The sequence below is a fragment of the Polynucleobacter sp. AP-Kolm-20A-A1 genome (assembly GCF_018688315.1).
Classification (GTDB): domain Bacteria; phylum Pseudomonadota; class Gammaproteobacteria; order Burkholderiales; family Burkholderiaceae; genus Polynucleobacter.
Window position 1 is genome coordinate 242,019 of the sequence record NZ_CP061315.1, and the last position, 18,227, is coordinate 260,245.

Sequence of the window (18,227 nt, forward strand, 5' to 3'; positions counted from 1 at the left end):
TTATTGGTTGCCATGCCAGGCATGGTAGACCCCAATTTTGCTGGTTCCGTAATCTATCTTTTCGAGCACACCGAGAGGGGTGCCATGGGTCTGGTGGTGAATAGACCGACAGAGGTCGATCTAGCAACACTGTTTGACAAAATCGAGCTCAAATTAGAAATTGCACCCTTATTAGATCAGCCTGTTTATTTTGGCGGCCCTGTGCAAATCGAACGCGGCTTTGTTCTGCACGAATCCAACCCCAATCTTTCTTACAGCTCTTCCTTAGTAATTCCGGGCGGCCTCACGATGACCACATCCAAAGATGTTCTCGAGGCAGTGGCAATTGGCAATGGTCCCAGAAAATTCTTAATGACTTTAGGCTATGCGGGTTGGGGTGCGGGACAGCTTGAGGAAGAGATCACTGCAAACGGCTGGATCAATGTTCCAGTTTCGCGCGAACAAATGAGTGAAGTAATTTTTAATACGCCATTTAGTCAGCGTTATCAAAAAGCCATGAGTCATCTGGGGTTTGATTTATCCGACCTATCTGGTGAGACAGGTCATGCTTAATCGAGCTCTCTGCTGATGAGTGAGCCCATTACAGTCATGGCTTTTGACTACGGCACTCGGCGAGTTGGTGTTGCAGTAGGCAATTCAGTGAGTAGAAGCGGTCAGGCATTAAAAACGATAGCCGCTCCCAATCTTGATGAACTGTTCCGTGAAATTGAGGGTCTTCTGAAGGAGTGGGGGCCAAATCAACTAGTCGTTGGTCTTCCCATGCATCCTGATGGCACTGCGCATGAGATGACCGCGAAAGCGAAGCGCTTTGGGAATCAGCTGCATGGACGCTTTAGCCTGCCCGTAGCTTGGGTGGATGAGCGTTATACATCGGCAGTTTTAGAGGGCAAACCTGAGATGCGGGACAATCTAGATGCACAGTCTGCCGCGCTGATTCTGGAGCAATATTTTGCGGGTTAAGGCTTGAGAAGTTTGATTGGTTATTACATAGTGTTGGAACTGAAGAATGAACGCTGAACCGTTATATAAAAAGTTATTAGAAAATTTACGCAAGAGAGCACAGCATGGTCCTTTTGAGTTGGTCGGCTTAGCAATGGGTGGAGCATGGATCGCAGAGCGCCTTGCAAAAGATCTAGGCTTGCCATACTTTGGTGTTATTAATGTTGCTTTCCATCGCGATGATTACGCTGAGAAGGGTATGACTGCATTGCGTACAGCTAGTACTATGCCAACCCACTTGCCATTCGATGTCAATGGATCTAGTGTCATTTTGATTGACGATGTTTTATTAACTGGTAGAACACTTCGGGCAGCACTCAATGAATTATTTGATTTTGGTCGCCCAGCTCAAGTTGAGCTCATGGTCTTGGCTGATCGCGGTAAGCGCGAGCTTCCTGTCAGTGCAGATTTTGTGGCTGAGCACGTTCAAGTCCCTGAGCAACAAATTTTAGTTTTAGAAAAAGATGCAGCTGGCAATTTCAGCTTTCAGTTAGAGGAGCGAGTTTAATGAACCAATTTAATGCTGCCGGTGAATTAACCCACCTTCTCACATTGGAAGGTCTGCCAAAAGAGCAGATCCTACATATTTTAGATACTGCCCAGCAGTTTGTAAGCGTGACAGATCCTTCTCGTGAAGTAAAAAAAGTTCCTTTATTGCGTGGAAAGAGTGTTTTTAATTTGTTCTTTGAAAACTCCACTCGTACTCGTACGACTTTTGAGATCGCTGCAAAACGTTTATCTGCGGATGTTATTAATTTAGACATCTCCACCTCCTCAACTGCTAAGGGCGAAAGCTTGCTGGATACGATTGATAATCTCGTGGCAATGCAGGCAGATATTTTTGTCGTGCGCCATAGCGTCTCTAAGGCGCCAATTGAAATAGCGAACCATGTACCCTCTCATGTGCACGTGGTGAACGCCGGAGACGGCAGTCATCAGCATCCAACCCAGGGTTTATTAGATATGTATACGATGCGTCACTTTAAGCAGAATTTCAAAGGTTTAAAGGTGGCGATTGTGGGTGACATTGTGCATAGCCGAGTTGCTAAATCCAATATCCATGCGCTAACTACTTTGGGTTGTGAAGATATCCGCGCAATCGGCCCAGAGAGTTTGTTGCCGAGCGATTTGAATATGCTCGGTGTGAAAGTTTTCCATTCGATGGAAGAAGGCTTAAAAGATGTTGATGTTGTAATGACTTTGCGTATTCAAAAAGAACGTATGGAAGCGGGTCAGGTTCCAGAAGGCGATGCCTTCTTCAAACAGTATGGCTTAACGCCTACGCGTTTAGCACTCGCTAAATCTGATGCGATCGTGATGCACCCAGGCCCCATGAATCGTGGTGTTGAAATTGACTCTGCGGTAGCCGATGGACCGCAGTCCGTCATCCTCAATCAAGTGACCTTTGGTATCGCAGTGCGTATGGCTGTGATGTCGATCGTTGCCGGCAATTAATTACTCAGTAGGAATACAGGGTGACTGTCGAACTTCCATTGGTGACTGATAAAAAGCGTTGGCTCATTTTGTCACATGCTTTTAATATGGATGGCCGCGCTGCAAGCCTAACCATTACAGACAAAATCCCCTATTTTCTAGAGGCTGGTGTAGAGCCAATCGTCTTTAGCGCTATCACCGGAATTAAAGATCAACGTTTTCCACATTATCAATTTATTGCCTGGGGGCCTTCAGGCTTTCGTTTTGATTTTCGCCATTGGGTCGCTAATAAATTCGGCCGTGGCTTAATTTATAAGCTGAGCACTGGAACTGTATCCATTTTGTTGGCACCCTTGATTGCAATTGAAAAACTGTGCCTTGGTTATTCGAGTCAATGGTCTTGGGCTCTTCCTGCCTTCTTGCATGGATATAGATTAATTCGTGCTGGTAAGGTAGATGTAGTGCTTTCGGTTGGTAGCGCATGGTCCGCTCACTTGGCTGGCGTCTGGCTGAAGAAGGCCACCGGTATTGAGTTGATCTCAGAGGTTCATGATCCCCTGGTAATTCGTAAAGACCCCAATGATCAAGGCTTTGAGAGGCCCAAGAGCCGTGACGCAGGTTTTCGCCATTATTTAGAAAATCAACTAACGCGATTTTCTGACAAGGTATGGTGGTTTACAGATGGCGCCTTGCATTACGCTAAAGTGCGCAATCCCAATCTCAATACTCCAAGCAATGCCCATGGCTTTGTGGTGACGCCAGGAGCTCAACCCCCTGGAAGCCTCGCTGCAAATCAAACCCATCAATACACCAATCAACTCAATCTATGCCACTTTGGTTCTTTGGCAAATGATCGATCTCTTTCAACTATCTTAAAAGCGTTACTGCCTTTATTTGAAAAATACCCACAAGCACGGGATTTGATTCGTGTACATGCCTATGGCGCACCCTTAGACTCTTTATCGATTGAAGCCATTCAAAAATATGGTTTTGAAGATGTTTTACTAGCGCATGGTCGCCTCGAAATTGATCCTGCAACTGGAAAGTCTGGGCGTCAGCGGGTAGCTGAAAAAATGCAAGAAGCTGATGTGCTAATTTTGTTGCATGGTAATGACGAGTGGTGTGCAGAGTACATTCCGTCAAAGTTTTATGACTACCTCTGGACTGGTCGACCTATCTGGGGCATTACCCATCGCAACCCCCAGTTAGACCAGATGCTGTTGAATAGGGGTGCCTACTTAAGCGCAGAGGGTGATTCAGCTGGAATTTCGATGGCGCTTGAAAGAATTTGGTTAGACTGGCAGTCAAAGCAGTTAATTGAGCCGATTTGGAAGCCAATTGGCGTAGATCAAGCAGTAAAGACTATCTTGACCCAAGTCCAAAGCCGCACAAAATAATTATAGGAAGCTCGTTTGAAAGACTTCGTTCTCTATTGCAAATCTTATTCAAGGGATTTTCTACGCCTCAAGCGCCTCTTGGAATCAGTTCAGCAATTTAATGCCGATCGCCTCGACTTCTATATCTCAACACCGAGAGCCGAAAAGGCATTACTGGAACAAGTGCTTGGAACAAGTGGCTATATTTGGGTAGCAGATGAAGATATCGTTGCTTCAAATCCTGGTGCTGACTTTGCAAAATACCAGGCGATGCCCGGCGGTTTATCGCAGCAAATTATTAAGTCTGAATTTTGGCGCCTTGGGTTTGCAGAAAATTATTTATGTTTAGATTCGGATTGCGTTTTTATTCGCAAGTTTTATAAGGCGGATTTCCTGGCGAATGATGGTGTGCCGTACACAGTGCTACATCAAAACAAAGAACTTTTTCAGATTTCTACTAATCGTGGTCAAGAGAAGGTGGAGCGAGAGCTGCGACTAGAGGCGGAGCGCGTCAAGGCCACATTTGATCGGCAAGGCCCTAATTTTTATTGCGCACCAGCCCCATTTATTTGGTCTGCAAAGGTGTGGCAATCTCTTGACGAGCAATACTTGCAACCCAAGGGCATCAGCTTGTGGGACTTCATTAGCCCGGAGCTACCTGAGACTTTGATTTATGGCGAGGCACTGCTCAAATACCGCGCTATTCCCATTATCGCGATTGAGCCACTGTTTCGCGCTTATCACTACGACTGGCAATATTTCTTAATGAAGCGTTTAGGTGAGACTGAAGAAAAACTTGCGCAAAATTACTTAGGCATCATCTACCAGTCCGCCTGGGAATCTGAGCTCAACTTAGGTCAATCACAGAAGTCTGCGCCCTCTAGGTTGCTAAAGCGCTTAAAGCGTTTTGGCCGATACCTACAAAGTTATCTATAGGTAATCTGATGAGTCAGCAAAGCCCTTTGGTCAGTGTTTTAATGCCTGCCTACAATTCGGATAAATATATTGCGCAGGCAATACAAAGCATTCTGAATCAGACGCATTCAAACTTTGAGTTGTGCATTATTAATGATGGCTCAACAGACAATACTGCGGCAGTGATTGATCAATTTGATGATCCCAGGATTGTTAAGGTCAATCATTCTGAGAATCGCGGGTTAGTAGCCTCTAGAAACGCGTTAATCGAAATGGCGCGCGGTCAATATATAGCCTACTTAGATAATGATGACATCGCTTTTCCGGATAGATTAGAAAAGCAGCTTGCTTTTCTAGAGGCCGGTAAGGCCGATCTTTGTAGTGGCGCATACGAAACCTACAACGAAGAAACTGGCAAGCGTCGCAAGTCTAAAGAACGCTATACAGACGCTGATATCAAGGCATTAATCAGCGTGTATTGCCCCTTATGCAATCCTGCTGTGATGGGTCGGGCTGAAGTGTTTAAAAAGTTCCGCTACAAACCGGGCAATGATCATGCTGAAGATTATTCTATGTGGCAAGAGATTGCCTTGGCGGGTTATCGATTGGCTAACTTAAAAGACAAGTTAATTACGTATAGATTGCACCCTAAGCAAATCAGTCGTGTAGCCAATGCTAGCGCTGCTATCATCTTTGATCGCTGTAGGGCTGACTACATTCGTGGCTTAGGAATTGATCCGGAACTCTGCCCTCAAAAAATGCCTGCAGCAGAGAGAATCATCAAGGCGCCTCAATTCTTGTTTGCTATGAATCGCCGCATTAAAGGCATTTCTTTTTCGGCAAACTATCAGATCTATGCTCGCTTTCAATATCGCGGCAATGGTGTCTGGACTCCATTTACTCGCTTAGAGCGATTGGTTGTGACGCTGCTCGCTACTCTTCTAGGAAAGCTCGGCGAGCCCCAGCGTTAGATCCTTTGCCACTGCCTAGGCAATAAATCATCCCAGCTTTTGTTCTGATCATTGGTCCATTTTTTGGGCGCAATCACATAAGCATTTTTGTTATTGCAGAGCCACGCACCCCACCAGCTGAGTGAGCTGTTGGCAATCAAATGCATTTTGCATTGAGACATCAGATAGAGCTCTTCAACTGGGGCAGCTTTATCTTCTGAGCTTTCGATAAAGGTAATTTTTTCTTGATGAGGTAGATTATTTCTTGCCCACTCTTGGTCGTCAGAGAAAATAAAGAAATGTGTATCTGGATTTTTTGCCAGAAGTAGTTTTATTCCCTCGAGGTAATAATCTAACCCCAGAAATCCATGTACCTTTGCAGCAACTGGGAGATGAACATAATCACCACGACGAATATGCACCATCGCCGAAGGGCTTGCCTGAATTTTTTCTAAATAGGCTTGATAGTGAACTGACAAACCATCGCGAGGTTGGATTTCATCTAATAGTTCAGCGCGAATAGAATCAAAATAATGAAATGACTGCCAGTATCCTATGAGATAAATGTCTTGATTGGAGTAGGGCTTAAATCGATTGATCAGTGAATTAAATCGATAGGGTCTATCTTTGAGAATGAAGGGGCTAATCGGTAGAAGCGACTGCAAAATTCGGCGCCATTTTTTTGGAGGCGTAATCGGTGGCTGAACTTGAATAAATTGGGCTTGAACCCGAAGATCTGGCAATAAAAAGTGCCTTGGCGTGACATCTTCCCAGCCGTGGTTAAACCACTCAATATCCAGGCTTAATTGACCCTGCAATCGCTTGCTGAGAGCCTTTGCAGTGGCATATTGGAAAAGTTGGTTCCCGAGGCCACCTTGGATTTGGGTAGTAATGTTCATATCCCTATAATTAAAGCATTAGATTGGGTATAAATGCCCTAATTGCATTACGGCCTTCAAATTTATAGGTAATTTATGCTCACAGGCAGTATTTATGGATGGGAGAATGGCGAGGACGATATTTTTAATCCTCACAGCCCACGTAATCGCGATAACTGCTTGGAGCCCATGCGTGTCCTGGATGCATTCGCCAAGCAAAGCGGTATTAACCTGCACACTGCAGATGTCAATGAACGCAATGGCATCAAACCTGATTTCTCAATATATGTCGAATCGATTGATTTTGTTCCAGGCTCAGCCAGCAAGAACTACCTCATCCTTTTTGAAACACCATTAACAGTCCCTAAAAACGCCGACTGCAATTATTTAAATCAGTTTGATGTCATTTTCACCTGGGACCATCTCTTGCTGAAAAATGGTTTGCGAGATCAAGCTGGTAACTTCACCTCCCATACTCGTTTTATTCAAATTCAGACTCCCAATCCGATTCCAGAAGAATGTGGAGCGGATTTTCAGAGTGCTTTTTTTGAGCAGCGCCAAAATTTTGTATGCTTGATTGGTAGTAATCGTCACGCCAATTGTGTTGATGAGCGTGAGCTCTATTCGCAGAGAGTTAAGGCGGTTCGTTGGTTTGAGAAGTTTGCTCCCGGCAAGCTCAAACTCTATGGAAATGGCTGGAAGGTTCCGCCAAAGCGATTTGGTAGCCTGGGTAAGGTGCGCTATCGATTGGAAAAAATTATTCCTTGGCTTTCTGGCAAGCCAGTATTTCCAAGCTACCAAGGACCTGCAAAAACAAAATATGCTGTTTTAAGTAACACCAAGTTTTGCATTTGCTTTGAAAACGCACGAGATATTTCTGGATATATCACTGAAAAAATATTTGACTGCCTCTTTGCTGGCTGCGTTCCAATTTACTGGGGTGATGCCAATATTGCGCAATTTATCCCGGCAGAATGCTTTATCGATTTCCGTCAGTTTTCGTCTTATGAGGCCTTGTATAAATTTATGGAGTCGATGACTCCTGAGCAATTTTTGAGTTATCAACAAGCGGCAAGACAATTTTTGACCAGTTCACAATTCATGCCATTTAGCTCTCAACACTTTGCTAAGACGATTATTGGCAAAATTGCTCAAGATTTTGCATAGTTTTGCCGAAATATAACCATAAGCCCCATGTAAAATAAGCCTATGTCTCTAATAAATATAATAAAAAATCCTAGAAAGCCAATTACTCAATCAACAATTTTGTTGGCTGGGCCTGTTCGCAATGTTTCCGCTCAGATTGAGAATGAAGTGGAAAAGTTAATGGCCAGTCTTGATCAATTCAAGAATGTCATGTGTCTGGCTGTAGAGAGTGATTCAAGTGACGATACTCTTGTGAGGCTAGAAATGCTTTCCAAGAAGGTACCCAATTTTTCGTTTATTACTGTTGGAGAGTTAAGTAAAAAACTCCACAAAAGAACAGACCGAATTGCTTATTGCCGCAATGTCATTGTTGATGCAGTGGCAAATGACCCCAAATATCAAGAGGTGGATTTCATTGCCATGGCTGATATGGATGGTATGAATGGCCTTATTACACGTGAAAAGATTGCGCAGTGCTGGGAAGTGGATGAGCCATGGGATGTAGTTACCGCCAATCAATTAGGCGAATACTATGACACTTGGGCTTTAAGCCATCCCTACTGGAACCCAATGGATTGTTGGGAGCAAAAGCATCGACTTGAGGATATTTTGGGGCATCAAAGTGCGCTCGATATCGCAATTGGTTGTAAGCAATCCCCGATCGATCCGCGCGCTGATTTAATTGAAGTAGATTCCGCTTTTGGTGGTCTTGGAATCTACAGTCGAAAAGCATTTATATCTGGTAGATATGCCGGCACCGATGATCAGGCTGGCGGTATTGATGTAGCGGACCATATTCCATTCCACAGAGATTTACGTAACAAAGGCTTCCGTATTTTTATTAACCCCGCTCTAATCAATTGCGACAAGACACCAGGGGGTACTGTTGAAGAGGTTCAATTACCTAAACCGAGGGGCGCCCTAAAGCTGGTTAAGAAACTGGGCATTCTGACATTTGGTAAGAAACGCTTTAATAGATATTTGAAGATGATGCAGTCTTAATGTCATTTTAAGATTGAAAGATTAATTACATGATTTTAATAACTGGTGGTGCTGGATTTATTGGGGCAAATTTTGTTTTAGATTGGCTTGCATCACCCAATGCTGAAGGCGTCGTGAATTTAGATAAGTTGACCTACGCAGGCAATCTCGCAAATCTGCAATCGCTCCAAAAAGATTCTAGGCATGTCTTTATTCATGGGGATATTGGCGATAAAGCCCTTGTATCAAAACTACTTGCAGAACATCGTCCACGCGCTATTGTGAATTTTGCTGCTGAGAGCCACGTAGATCGCTCGATTCACGGGCCTGCTGAATTTATTCAAACTAATATTGTCGGCACTTTTAATTTATTAGAGTGCGCCCGCGAATATTGGGGAGGATTAGAGGGGGAAGCAAAAGCGCAATTTCGCTTTCATCATGTCTCAACCGATGAAGTGTATGGATCACTCTCTGCGACTGATCCAGCCTTTAGCGAAACCAATCCATACGAACCAAATAGCCCGTATTCAGCATCAAAGGCAGCCTCAGATCACCTGGTGCGCGCCTGGTTCCATACCTACGGCTTTCCAGTTGTGACCACCAATTGTTCAAATAACTACGGTCCATATCACTTCCCCGAGAAGTTAATTCCATTGGTAATTCTCAATGCCTTAAATGGCAAGCCGTTGCCAGTTTATGGCGATGGTCAGCAGATTCGCGACTGGCTCTATGTCGGCGATCACTGTTCTGCAATTCGCGAAGTATTGGCTAAAGGCACATTGGGTGAGACTTACAACATTGGCGGCTGGAATGAAAAAGCCAACTTAGAGGTTGTTAACACCATCTGCAAAATCTTAGATGAATTAAGACCGCGTGCTGATGGCAAGCCTTATGCAGAGCAAATTACCTTTGTTAAAGACCGCCCTGGTCATGATCGTCGCTATGCGATTGATGCCAGCAAGGTTGAGAAGGAGCTTGGCTGGCGTCCAGCCGAAACTTTTGATACGGGTATTCGTAAGACGGTGCAGTGGTATTTAGATAATCCAATATGGGTTGATGGTGTGGTCACTGGCTCGTATCGAGAGTGGCTCGATAAGCAGTATCAGAGCCAATAAATAACTCATAATGAATATTCTGGTTTTTGGAAAAGATGGTCAGCTAGGTAAAGCCTTTGCTGAGCAGCTCAAGGCCGGGCGATTTAATCAGGACACAATCCGCTTTGTGGGGCGCGCCGATTGTGATCTAGCTAATACCGAGCATGTCAGCGATCTATTGCAGTCTTTTCAGCCTCAAGTCATTATCAATGCTGCCGCTTATACGGCGGTAGATAAAGCGGAGTCAGAATCTGAGTTGGCATTTGCGATTAACGCAAAAGCGCCAGAGGCAATGGCAATCTATGCGGCTAGTCAAGATGTAACACTGCTGCATTTCTCAACAGACTATGTATTTGATGGCACAAAGCAGGGCTCCTACACGGAGTTGGATCAAACCAATCCATTAGGTGTCTACGGCAAATCCAAAGAAGCGGGCGAGCGCGCTATTGTGCAGGCCTTTGTTAAGGGCGCTGGCCAATATGTCATTTTGCGAACCAGCTGGGTTTATGGGGATGGCGCAAACTTTATTCGCACTATCTTGCGTTTGGCAAAAGAGCGCACCGAGCTGCGAGTGATTGATGATCAATTTGGTATTCCAACTAGCGCGCAGTGGTTGGCAGAGCTTGGCTCTCAATTAGTGTTGAGTCTTGCCACTAAACAATTTGCTTCGGGTGTTTATCACGCTGTACCAATTGGGGAAATCAATTGGTATGGATTGGCTCAATTGGCCGTGCAATCAGCGATTGAGGCTGGTGCAACCTTGAAGGCATCATCTGGTGCCATTAGTCCCATTCCAGCCTCCGAATACCCTTTACCAGCCCCAAGGCCAATGAATTCTCGCTTGGATACTAACAAGCTTCAAAGTGAGTTAGAGCGTTTGGATCTTGTGTCAAAATTGCCTCATTGGAATACGCCGTGGGATAAGCAAGTGACTGCTTATGTGCAGCAGCTATTGGCAGATTCAAAAACATAGAATTCAAATGAAGGTTTTAGGGTGCAAATGGTAAAAAATCGCAAAGGCATTATCTTGGCTGGCGGGTCTGGTACTCGCTTGTACCCAGTTACCCAGGCAGTATCAAAGCAGTTGATGCCGGTCTACGACAAGCCGATGGTGTACTACCCGCTAACCACTTTAATGTTGGCAGGGATTCGAGATATTTTGTTGATTTCGACACCCCACGACACTCCACGCTTTACAGAGCTGCTTGGCGATGGTTCTCAGTGGGGGCTCAATATTGAGTATTGTGTGCAACCCTCACCCGATGGTTTGGCCCAAGCATTTACATTGGGAAAAAGTTTTATCAATAATCATCCCAGCGCATTGGTGTTAGGCGACAATATTTTTTATGGCCATGAGTTGGTATCAAACCTAGAGAGTGCTGATGAGCGCGAACAAGGCGCCACAGTTTTTGCATATCACGTCACTGATCCAGAGCGTTATGGCGTGGTTGAGTTTGATAAACAGTACAAAGCGGTTTCAATTGAAGAAAAGCCGCTAAAGCCAAAAAGTAGTTATGCAGTTACAGGGCTCTACTTTTATGATAATCAGGTCTGCGATATCGCTAGTTCAATAAAGCCTAGCGCACGTGGCGAGCTCGAGATTACAGATGTAAATCGTATCTATCTTGAGAAGGATCAACTCAGTGTCGAGATTATGGGCCGTGGTTTTGCTTGGTTAGACACCGGGACACACGATTCTTTATTGGATGCGGCAGGCTTTATTGCAACACTGCAAAAACGCCAAGGTCTCATGGTGGCATGCCCAGAGGAAATTGCCTATCGCCAAGGTTGGATTGGTGCTGAAGCAGTTCAAAAAGTGGCAGCTCAGTTAAGCAAAAATAGCTATGGCCAATATCTTTTGAAAATTTTGAATGAAATCAATGCTGGCTCTCAGCCGATGGCACTTTCTTCAAAGAAGGTTATTTAATGGTATTGCCCAATCAACATCCGAAGATGTCTGTAACACCAACAGCAATATCAGAAGTATTAATTATTGAGCCAAAGGTATTTGGTGATGACCGTGGCTGGTTTACAGAATCTTTTAATGTTCAAGACTTTTCTGCTGTCACTGGCCTGAATGTCAATTTTGTGCAAGATAACCATTCTTTTTCTCGTAAGGGAACTTTACGTGGACTGCATTACCAGCTAGAAAAAACTCAAGGCAAGCTTGTTCGAGTAGTGTCAGGCAGTGTTTTTGATGTTGCTGTTGATTTGCGTAAAGGGTCTCCAACATTTGGTAAGTGGGATGGGGTAGAACTAAGCGCTCAAAATCATCGGCAATTGTGGATTCCACCTGGATTTGCCCATGGCTTTTTGGTGCTTTCAGAAGCTGCCGAGTTCTTGTACAAGACGACCGATTACTATCACCCACAAAGTGAAGTTTGCTTGGCTTGGGATGACCCTAGTATTGGAATTGAGTGGCCTTTGTTGGCCGGAACTACTCCCATTCTGAATGCTAAAGATTCAGCAGGTCTTCCTTGGGATCAGGTCCCTAAGTTTTAATGACCGCTCTTAATTCATCTCCAAAAATATTATTGGTGAAGTTGTCTTCATTGGGAGATGTGCTGCATAACTTGCCAATCGTTTGGGATTTGCGAGCACGCTTACCGGATGCGCAAATTGATTGGGTGGTGGAAGAAGGTTATGTTCATTTATTGCAGCCATTGCTGACTAAACCAGGCTTTAAAGGAATTGACCGAATTATTCCGTTCGGTCTGCGCCGTTGGAAAAAGCATCTTTTTAAAGCAAGTGCCTGGAAGCAGTTTTTTGCTTTTAAGCGCCAGTTACAAGCAGTGCAATACGATTACATTATTGAAACACAGGGTTTGTTGAAGTCTGGTTTGGTCTGCGCCTTAGCTAATAAGTCTTCAGATGCTGTAGTTGCTGGCTTAGCTAACGCAACAGAATATTCAGGCTACGAGCCCATTGCGAGATCGTTTTATAACCAGTGTGTGCAAGTGCCATTCCAGTGTCATGCGGTGGATCGCTCTCGTTGGGTCATGTGCTCCGCATTGGATTGGCCCTTATTAGAGCGCTCGGATCGGCCACAGTTCTATCCAAGTTCTTTTGCAGAAGCCTTGACGGCTACTGCTGGCGTTGAGCTACAAAAGCCTTATGTACTTTGTTTTCATTCGACTGCTCGTGAGGCAAAGCGTTGGTCTAACAACAATTGGATTGAATTGGGGAAAGAGCTCGCTAGCAAAGGTTATCAAATGGTATTTCCGTGGGGAAATGCTGCTGAGAAGCTCATTAGCCAAGAGCTTTCCAGTCAAATACCAGGCGCTGTAGTGCCGCCGGCGTTTTCAATTGAAGAAGCATTTACTGTCATTGCTGGTGCTGCGCTTACCGTTGGCGTTGATACTGGCTTGACTCACTTGGCTGCCGTATTGAATAAGCCAACTGTTGAAATTTATTGTGATTCACCGCAGTGGAAAACGGATGGCTATTGGTCAGATCATATTCGCAATCTCGGTGATATGCGCTCACCGCCAAGTGCGGCAAATGTTATTGAAGCTTCTTTGGAATTACTGAAGTAACTCTAAATGCTGTTTAGCGCAGCAAAGAATTAATCGCGATTAAATCTTCATCTGTTAAAGCGGCTGCATGCGCTTTTAACTTAATTGCATTCAGGATGGTGTTGTATCTTGCTTGATGCAATAAAGATCTTGTGTTGATGAGTGTATCCAAAGCAATCAATACATCAATATTAATTAAAGTACCTACTTCAAATCCTAGCTTGCTGGACTCAAGCGCTGAAGAGCTTGAACGCTCTGCTGCCTCATAGGCCTTCACACTCGCTAAGCCGCCATAAAAACCAGTAAATGCCGCACGCGTATTTTGAGCGGCAGTGCGACGATAGTTATCGTAGTTCGCTTTTGCTGCATCTAAGAGTGCAGCATTTTGACGAATGACCGAGCTATTAAAACCACCAGAGACCAGCGGAATGGTCATCTGCAATGCCACGGTATTGTTGTACACATTCGTATTGGCAGGCGTATAACTATTCGGCGTGCCATTTGAAGTGTTGTAGCCTGAAGTGCCCACTAAATTTACGGTTGGGTAATTTAGCGCTTGAGCGCCGCGATAAGTACTTTCGGCAAGACTAACGGAGAGTTGTCCTGCCAGAACATTAAAGTTGGCTGACTCTGCTTGATTGATCCAATCATCTAAAGTTTGCCCCGGGGGCAAGCTTGGATTGACGCTGTCGGCAATCGGATTGCCTTTGCTGTCTTTGGGTTTGCTGCGAGGGTCCTTGAGAACACCTTCAATCTTGGCATCTTTCACGAGTGGCTTAATGGCGCCGACTGGGCGGCCAACCAGCTGTTCAAGGGCGCCGCGCTTCACAATCAAGTCTGCTTGCGCTGCAATCTCTTGAGAGTTTGCTAAATCGAGGGCTGCTTGCGCAGTATTGACATCCACAATGGTTGCCAAGCCAGCATCAAACTTTGCCTGCGCTACCTCTAGCTGTTGCTTGATTAACGATTTTTTGTTTTGATAAAGCGCCACATTATCTTGACTAGTCAGCGCATCAAAATATGCTTGTGAAACACGCAAGATGAGATCTTGCTGCGCCAAGTAAAAACGCATATCGGCTAATCTGGTATTGAGATCACCTTGCTTAAATAATTCTGTGGCGGCTATGTTAAATACTGGCTGCGTTAAGGTAACGGTGTAGCTCTTTTGATCAAACACTCGAGAGTTGCCGGAAGTGTTTGAAACAACGGTATTGTTTGCGCCGTGCTGATAGTAGCGAGTACCACCAGGAGTGGCGTTTGCCTGAGGCATCAATAAAGAGAAGCCCTGCCAATAGAGCTCTTTGCTTGCCTGGTAATTAAAGCGCGCCGCATTCAACACGGGATCACTAAACGCCGCCTCTTGATAAAGCTGTATCAGGTCGTTCAACTGACCCTTGATGTCGTTGGCTTTGGCGCCATTGATATTTGAGGGGGTTGATACGGCAGGAAAGGCTGGTTTACTAGGCGGCGGCGCAATCTGAGGGGGCTGCTCTAGGCCTATGAGCGTAGAGGCACTCATAGGGGTTGGCAAGGCTGGTCTAGCTGCTGCGGTAGGGCTTTGGGCAAATGCACCGTTTGACCATGAATAGAGGCCGAGCGCGTGACCTAGGATCAAACCAAAGGCGGTAAGTCTAGAGAGTCTGAAGCGTGCTGGGGTCATCTAATTCGGGTACTTTTTAATGTGCAATGAAGTTTAAGGCTAAATTGCTTTAAATGCCGGTTTTGGCTCAATTTTGCCAAATAAGTCTAGAAGTTTCAGATACCTATAAAATTTGGGTCATGGATCTAATTTTGCTTGGTAAGGCAGTTATTTTGGGGGTAGTGGAGGGCTTAACAGAGTTTTTGCCGATCTCCAGTACTGGCCACCTCATATTGGTAGGTGACCTACTCAATTTCAATGATGAACAGGGTAAGGCTTTCGAAGTCATTATTCAGTTTGGTGCCATTTTGGCGGTCTGCTGGGAGTTCCGTGAAAAGCTATTAAAGGTAGTGATGTCAATCACTTCTAGCGCCTTATCGCGCCGCTTTGTACTTAACCTATTAATTGCCTCTTTCCCAGCCATGAGCCTGGGATTTTTGTTTAGTAAGCACATTAAGGCAGTTTTATTTGCTCCGATTCCAGTGGCCAGCGCTTTCATAGTTGGTGCTTTAGTTATTTTCTGGGCAGAGCGTCGTCAGCAATCTGCGTCTGCTGCTAAATCCTATATTCAAAAAGTGGATGACCTCACTCACCTTGATGCACTTAAAGTTGGGCTGGCGCAATGCGCAGCATTAATTCCTGGCACATCGCGTTCGGGTGCAACCATTATTGGCGGCATGCTTTTTGGTATCCCACGCGCAGTGGCGACGGAGTTTTCTTTCTTCCTGGCTATTCCAGTGATTGGTGGGGCAACGGCTTACGAATTACTCAAGCTTTGGAAGAATCCAGTTCCAATTTCAGGTGAGTATGGCTTTGCCATTCTGGTCGGATTTGTTGCAGCATTCATTTCTGCTTTTATCTGCGTCCGCTGGCTAATCCATTATGTAGCGCACCATAATTTTGTGCCGTTTGCTTGGTATCGTATTGTCTTTGGTGTGCTGGTACTCATCAGCGCTTACAGCGGCTTAGTAGCCTGGTCTCATTAACTTTCAATTTTTTACAGAAAACCGGATTTCCTATGGATGTATCAATTGATGCGATTACCAACAATATTCAGCTAGCTTTAGCACCTGTTTTTTTGCTAACTGCAGTTGCAACGTTGATTAATGCAATCTCAGGCCGTCTTGCTAGATCAGTGGATCGTATGCGCACTATTCAGAGAGCCATTCAGATGGGCGAGGTGAAAGATGCGGCAGTACTGGAGCATATGCATAAAGAGGCTGATGAAGCAAAGGTTAGGGGTCGTCTCTGCACAGCGGCTATCTTCTTTGACGTCCTCAGTGGTGTGTTTATTTCTCTCACCGTATTAGAGCTCTTCTTCTTTCAGGCGGGCGCAGTACGTTCTTTGCAGACAAGTTATGTTATTTGGACCTTCGTATTGGGTCTGATATCCTTTATGACATCCCTATCCATTGTTTTGGCTGAGGTGGTTTATGCCTATAGATCGGCCGGCTGGAACTCCCCAAGACATTATTAATTCAACATTAGTTTTCAATAATCATTCTTCATATAAAAAAGATTAACTATGAATAAAATCCTCATCACCGGTGGCGCTGGATTTTTAGGTTCTCACCTTACTGAGAGGCTACTCAAAGAGGGTAATGACGTCTTGGTGGTGGATAACTACTTCACGGGATCTAAAGAGAACGTAGCACATTTGTTGCCCAATCCCCGCTTAGAGCTCATGCGTCACGATGTGACCTTCCCGCTCTATGTAGAAACCAATCAGATCTATAACTTAGCTTGCCCAGCATCTCCAGTGCACTATCAATATGATCCAGTGCAAACTACGAAGACCAGCGTGCATGGCGCTATTAATATGCTTGGCCTTGCTAAAAGAACAAGGGCTCGCATTTTGCAAGCTTCTACGAGTGAAGTGTATGGCGACCCAGAAGTGCATCCTCAGCCTGAAGCCTATTGGGGCAAAGTCAACCCAATCGGTATTCGTTCTTGCTATGACGAAGGTAAGCGCTGTGCAGAAACCCTCTTTTTTGATTACAACCGCCAGCATAACCTCGATATTAAAGTCGTACGCATTTTTAATACCTACGGCCCACGCATGCATCCTAACGATGGTCGCGTAGTGAGCAACTTTATTGTGCAAGCATTGCAAGGCAAAGACATCACGATTTACGGTGATGGCCAACAAACTAGAAGCTTTTGCTATGTTGATGATTTAATTGATGCCATGGTCAAAATGATGAACTCTGAACAAGGATTTACTGGACCAGTCAATATCGGCAATCCTGGTGAGTTCACAATGCTCCAGTTGGCTGAGACGATTCTCAAACTCTCAGGCAGCAAATCCAAGATCATTCATCAACCATTGCCTTCTGATGATCCTAAGCAGCGTCAACCGAATATCGAGTTAGCCAAGGCAAAGCTTGGATGGCAGCCTAAGGTCAATCTAGAAGATGGCCTGAAAGAGACGATTGCTTACTTCAAGAAGGTAGTTGCTTAAGTTGACGGTAGAGCATTCGAAAAATTTGGATAAGCGATTTGATCGAATTCGATCTTTTGTTTTAAGGGCTGGCAGAACAACCGCTGGGCAACAGCGTGCCATTGATGAGCTAGGCCCTCAGTTTTTAATCCCATTTCAAGAAAATGTTTTGAACTTAGATGCTGTCTTTGGCGGGTCTAAAAATCCCAAGATCCTAGAGATTGGTTTTGGAATGGGCGAGACTACCGCCAAGATTGCAGCCCTAAGAAAAGAAGATGATTTTTTGGCAATCGAAGTGCATCCACCGGGAGTGGGTGCGCTCCTGAAATTAATTGGTGAAGATAATCTCACCAACCTCAGATTGATTCGCCATGATGCGGTTGAGGTTTTGGAGCAAATGCTCGCCCCAGAGTCGCTTGATGGTATTCATATTTATTTTGCAGATCCATGGCACAAGAAGCGCCACCATAAGCGTCGTTTAATTCAGGCGGAGTTCGTAAAGCTCTTAGTGTCCCGTTTGAAGCCGGGTGGCTATTTACATCTGGCAACCGATTGGCATAACTATGCCGAGCAAATGCTCTTAGTTTTGAATGCCGAGCCTGTTTTGGTAAACACCTCAACTGAGTCAGTCAAAGTAGAAACCTTTGCTGTTGAAGATATTGCATTAGCCGATAAAGAGTCGAATGAATTTAAGCCGACTCGCGAGCAGTTAGATGCAATGCACCCAGGTTATGTTGCAAGGCCTGCTTATCGGCCCTTAACCAAATTTGAGAACCGTGGCATCAAACTAGGTCACGGCGTTTGGGATTTGGTTTATAGAAAAAAATAATAAAAAAACAGCAGTACATCAAAAGTACATC

General features: G+C 44.9%; 20 protein-coding genes. 18 read left to right on the plus strand and 2 right to left on the minus strand.

The window, feature by feature from the left end; all coding sequences use genetic code 11:
- The first annotated feature begins 12 nt into the window (after positions 1 to 12).
- From C2745_RS01280 to C2745_RS01310, 7 genes are read left to right on the plus strand one after another with little or no spacing between them, the layout of a single operon-like run.
- Complete coding sequence (locus tag C2745_RS01280) at positions 13 to 552, plus strand: YqgE/AlgH family protein (protein WP_251368415.1); 540 nt, start codon at positions 13 to 15, stop codon at positions 550 to 552.
- Positions 553 to 567: 15 nt separating this feature from the next.
- Complete coding sequence (gene ruvX / locus C2745_RS01285) at positions 568 to 960, plus strand: Holliday junction resolvase RuvX (RefSeq protein WP_215384548.1); 393 nt, start codon at positions 568 to 570, stop codon at positions 958 to 960.
- A gap of 46 nt (positions 961 to 1,006) precedes the next feature.
- The gene (pyrR, locus tag C2745_RS01290) at positions 1,007 to 1,507 is read left to right on the plus strand and encodes a bifunctional pyr operon transcriptional regulator/uracil phosphoribosyltransferase PyrR (RefSeq protein WP_215384549.1); all 501 of its coding nucleotides are present in this window, start codon (positions 1,007 to 1,009) and stop codon (positions 1,505 to 1,507) included.
- On the plus strand, positions 1,507 to 2,454 hold the full coding sequence (locus C2745_RS01295; RefSeq protein WP_215384550.1) for an aspartate carbamoyltransferase catalytic subunit: 948 nt from the start codon (positions 1,507 to 1,509) through the stop codon (positions 2,452 to 2,454). Before pyrR ends, C2745_RS01295 begins: the two co-directional genes overlap by 1 nt.
- A 20-nt stretch (positions 2,455 to 2,474) precedes the next feature.
- On the plus strand, positions 2,475 to 3,830 hold the full coding sequence (locus C2745_RS01300) for a hypothetical protein (protein ID WP_251368346.1): 1,356 nt from the start codon (positions 2,475 to 2,477) through the stop codon (positions 3,828 to 3,830).
- Positions 3,831 to 3,845: 15 nt separating this feature from the next.
- Positions 3,846 to 4,745, plus strand: coding sequence for a DUF6492 family protein (locus C2745_RS01305; protein WP_215384551.1), 900 nt, complete (start codon positions 3,846 to 3,848; stop codon positions 4,743 to 4,745).
- A gap of 8 nt (positions 4,746 to 4,753) precedes the next feature.
- On the plus strand, positions 4,754 to 5,695 hold the full coding sequence (locus C2745_RS01310) for a glycosyltransferase family 2 protein (protein ID WP_215384552.1): 942 nt from the start codon (positions 4,754 to 4,756) through the stop codon (positions 5,693 to 5,695).
- Here C2745_RS01310 and C2745_RS01315 read toward each other — a convergent pair.
- The gene (locus C2745_RS01315) at positions 5,692 to 6,573 is read right to left on the minus strand and encodes an alpha-1,2-fucosyltransferase (protein ID WP_215384553.1); all 882 of its coding nucleotides are present in this window, start codon (positions 6,571 to 6,573) and stop codon (positions 5,692 to 5,694) included. The genes C2745_RS01310 and C2745_RS01315 overlap by 4 nt on opposite strands.
- A 75-nt stretch (positions 6,574 to 6,648) precedes the next feature.
- On the opposite strand from C2745_RS01315, the gene C2745_RS01320 reads away from it, so the two are divergent.
- From C2745_RS01320 to waaC, 7 genes are read left to right on the plus strand one after another with little or no spacing between them, the layout of a single operon-like run.
- Positions 6,649 to 7,719 (plus strand): glycosyltransferase family 10 domain-containing protein, encoded by a 1,071-nt coding sequence (locus C2745_RS01320; RefSeq protein WP_215384554.1) that lies wholly within the window; start codon positions 6,649 to 6,651, stop codon positions 7,717 to 7,719.
- Between the two features lie 42 nt (positions 7,720 to 7,761).
- Positions 7,762 to 8,700 carry a hypothetical protein gene (locus C2745_RS01325; protein ID WP_215384555.1) on the plus strand — a complete coding sequence of 313 codons (939 nt, stop codon included), beginning with the start codon at positions 7,762 to 7,764 and terminating at the stop codon, positions 8,698 to 8,700.
- Between the two features lie 29 nt (positions 8,701 to 8,729).
- Positions 8,730 to 9,794 carry a dTDP-glucose 4,6-dehydratase gene (rfbB, locus tag C2745_RS01330; RefSeq protein ID WP_215384556.1) on the plus strand — a complete coding sequence of 355 codons (1,065 nt, stop codon included), beginning with the start codon at positions 8,730 to 8,732 and terminating at the stop codon, positions 9,792 to 9,794.
- A 10-nt stretch (positions 9,795 to 9,804) separates the two neighbouring features.
- Positions 9,805 to 10,746, plus strand: a complete 942-nt coding sequence (rfbD, locus tag C2745_RS01335) for a dTDP-4-dehydrorhamnose reductase (protein ID WP_215384557.1) — start codon at positions 9,805 to 9,807, stop codon at positions 10,744 to 10,746.
- 27 nt (positions 10,747 to 10,773) lie between these two features.
- A complete protein-coding gene (gene rfbA, locus C2745_RS01340) occupies positions 10,774 to 11,700 on the plus strand; it encodes a glucose-1-phosphate thymidylyltransferase RfbA (protein WP_215384558.1) in 927 nt (308 codons plus the stop codon).
- 26 nt (positions 11,701 to 11,726) lie between these two features.
- Positions 11,727 to 12,275 (plus strand): dTDP-4-dehydrorhamnose 3,5-epimerase, encoded by a 549-nt coding sequence (rfbC, locus tag C2745_RS01345; protein ID WP_215385554.1) that lies wholly within the window; start codon positions 11,727 to 11,729, stop codon positions 12,273 to 12,275.
- Positions 12,275 to 13,309: a lipopolysaccharide heptosyltransferase I gene (waaC, locus tag C2745_RS01350; protein ID WP_215384559.1), complete on the plus strand. Its 1,035-nt coding sequence runs from the start codon at positions 12,275 to 12,277 to the stop codon at positions 13,307 to 13,309. The genes rfbC and waaC overlap by 1 nt, the downstream gene beginning before the upstream one ends.
- A 13-nt stretch (positions 13,310 to 13,322) precedes the next feature.
- Here the strand turns inward: waaC and C2745_RS01355 are convergent, their stop codons facing one another.
- Entirely contained in the window at positions 13,323 to 14,948 is a 1,626-nt protein-coding gene (locus C2745_RS01355) for a TolC family protein (RefSeq protein WP_215384560.1), read from the minus strand.
- 119 nt (positions 14,949 to 15,067) lie between these two features.
- On the opposite strand from C2745_RS01355, the gene C2745_RS01360 reads away from it, so the two are divergent.
- From C2745_RS01360 to trmB, 4 genes are read left to right on the plus strand one after another with little or no spacing between them, the layout of a single operon-like run.
- The gene (locus C2745_RS01360; RefSeq protein ID WP_215384561.1) at positions 15,068 to 15,913 is read left to right on the plus strand and encodes an undecaprenyl-diphosphate phosphatase; all 846 of its coding nucleotides are present in this window, start codon (positions 15,068 to 15,070) and stop codon (positions 15,911 to 15,913) included.
- 32 nt (positions 15,914 to 15,945) lie between these two features.
- Positions 15,946 to 16,404, plus strand: coding sequence for a DUF2721 domain-containing protein (locus C2745_RS01365; RefSeq protein WP_215384562.1), 459 nt, complete (start codon positions 15,946 to 15,948; stop codon positions 16,402 to 16,404).
- A 48-nt stretch (positions 16,405 to 16,452) separates the two neighbouring features.
- The gene (locus C2745_RS01370) at positions 16,453 to 17,388 is read left to right on the plus strand and encodes a UDP-glucuronic acid decarboxylase family protein (protein ID WP_215384563.1); all 936 of its coding nucleotides are present in this window, start codon (positions 16,453 to 16,455) and stop codon (positions 17,386 to 17,388) included.
- Positions 17,389 to 17,413: 25 nt separating this feature from the next.
- Positions 17,414 to 18,196, plus strand: a complete 783-nt coding sequence (gene trmB / locus C2745_RS01375) for a tRNA (guanosine(46)-N7)-methyltransferase TrmB (RefSeq protein ID WP_371742991.1) — start codon at positions 17,414 to 17,416, stop codon at positions 18,194 to 18,196.
- The last annotated feature ends 31 nt before the right edge of the window (positions 18,197 to 18,227 follow it).

Bases quoted from the DNA above. Each gene is read 5' to 3' on its own strand.
- C2745_RS01280 (WP_251368415.1), top strand. From the start codon at position 13: ATGCCAGGCATGGTAGACCCCAATTTTGCTGGTTCCGTAATCTATCTT.
- ruvX (WP_215384548.1), top strand. From the start codon at position 568: ATGAGTGAGCCCATTACAGTCATGGCTTTTGACTACGGCACTCGGCGA.
- pyrR (WP_215384549.1), top strand. From the start codon at position 1,007: ATGAACGCTGAACCGTTATATAAAAAGTTATTAGAAAATTTACGCAAG.
- C2745_RS01295 (WP_215384550.1), top strand. From the start codon at position 1,507: ATGAACCAATTTAATGCTGCCGGTGAATTAACCCACCTTCTCACATTG.
- C2745_RS01310 (WP_215384552.1), top strand. From the start codon at position 4,754: ATGAGTCAGCAAAGCCCTTTGGTCAGTGTTTTAATGCCTGCCTACAAT.
- C2745_RS01315 (WP_215384553.1), bottom strand. From the start codon at position 6,573: ATGAACATTACTACCCAAATCCAAGGTGGCCTCGGGAACCAACTTTTC.
- C2745_RS01320 (WP_215384554.1), top strand. From the start codon at position 6,649: ATGCTCACAGGCAGTATTTATGGATGGGAGAATGGCGAGGACGATATT.
- C2745_RS01325 (WP_215384555.1), top strand. From the start codon at position 7,762: ATGTCTCTAATAAATATAATAAAAAATCCTAGAAAGCCAATTACTCAA.
- rfbB (WP_215384556.1), top strand. From the start codon at position 8,730: ATGATTTTAATAACTGGTGGTGCTGGATTTATTGGGGCAAATTTTGTT.
- rfbD (WP_215384557.1), top strand. From the start codon at position 9,805: ATGAATATTCTGGTTTTTGGAAAAGATGGTCAGCTAGGTAAAGCCTTT.
- rfbA (WP_215384558.1), top strand. From the start codon at position 10,774: ATGGTAAAAAATCGCAAAGGCATTATCTTGGCTGGCGGGTCTGGTACT.
- rfbC (WP_215385554.1), top strand. From the start codon at position 11,727: ATGTCTGTAACACCAACAGCAATATCAGAAGTATTAATTATTGAGCCA.
- waaC (WP_215384559.1), top strand. From the start codon at position 12,275: ATGACCGCTCTTAATTCATCTCCAAAAATATTATTGGTGAAGTTGTCT.
- C2745_RS01355 (WP_215384560.1), bottom strand. From the start codon at position 14,948: ATGACCCCAGCACGCTTCAGACTCTCTAGACTTACCGCCTTTGGTTTG.
- C2745_RS01360 (WP_215384561.1), top strand. From the start codon at position 15,068: ATGGATCTAATTTTGCTTGGTAAGGCAGTTATTTTGGGGGTAGTGGAG.
- C2745_RS01365 (WP_215384562.1), top strand. From the start codon at position 15,946: ATGGATGTATCAATTGATGCGATTACCAACAATATTCAGCTAGCTTTA.
- C2745_RS01370 (WP_215384563.1), top strand. From the start codon at position 16,453: ATGAATAAAATCCTCATCACCGGTGGCGCTGGATTTTTAGGTTCTCAC.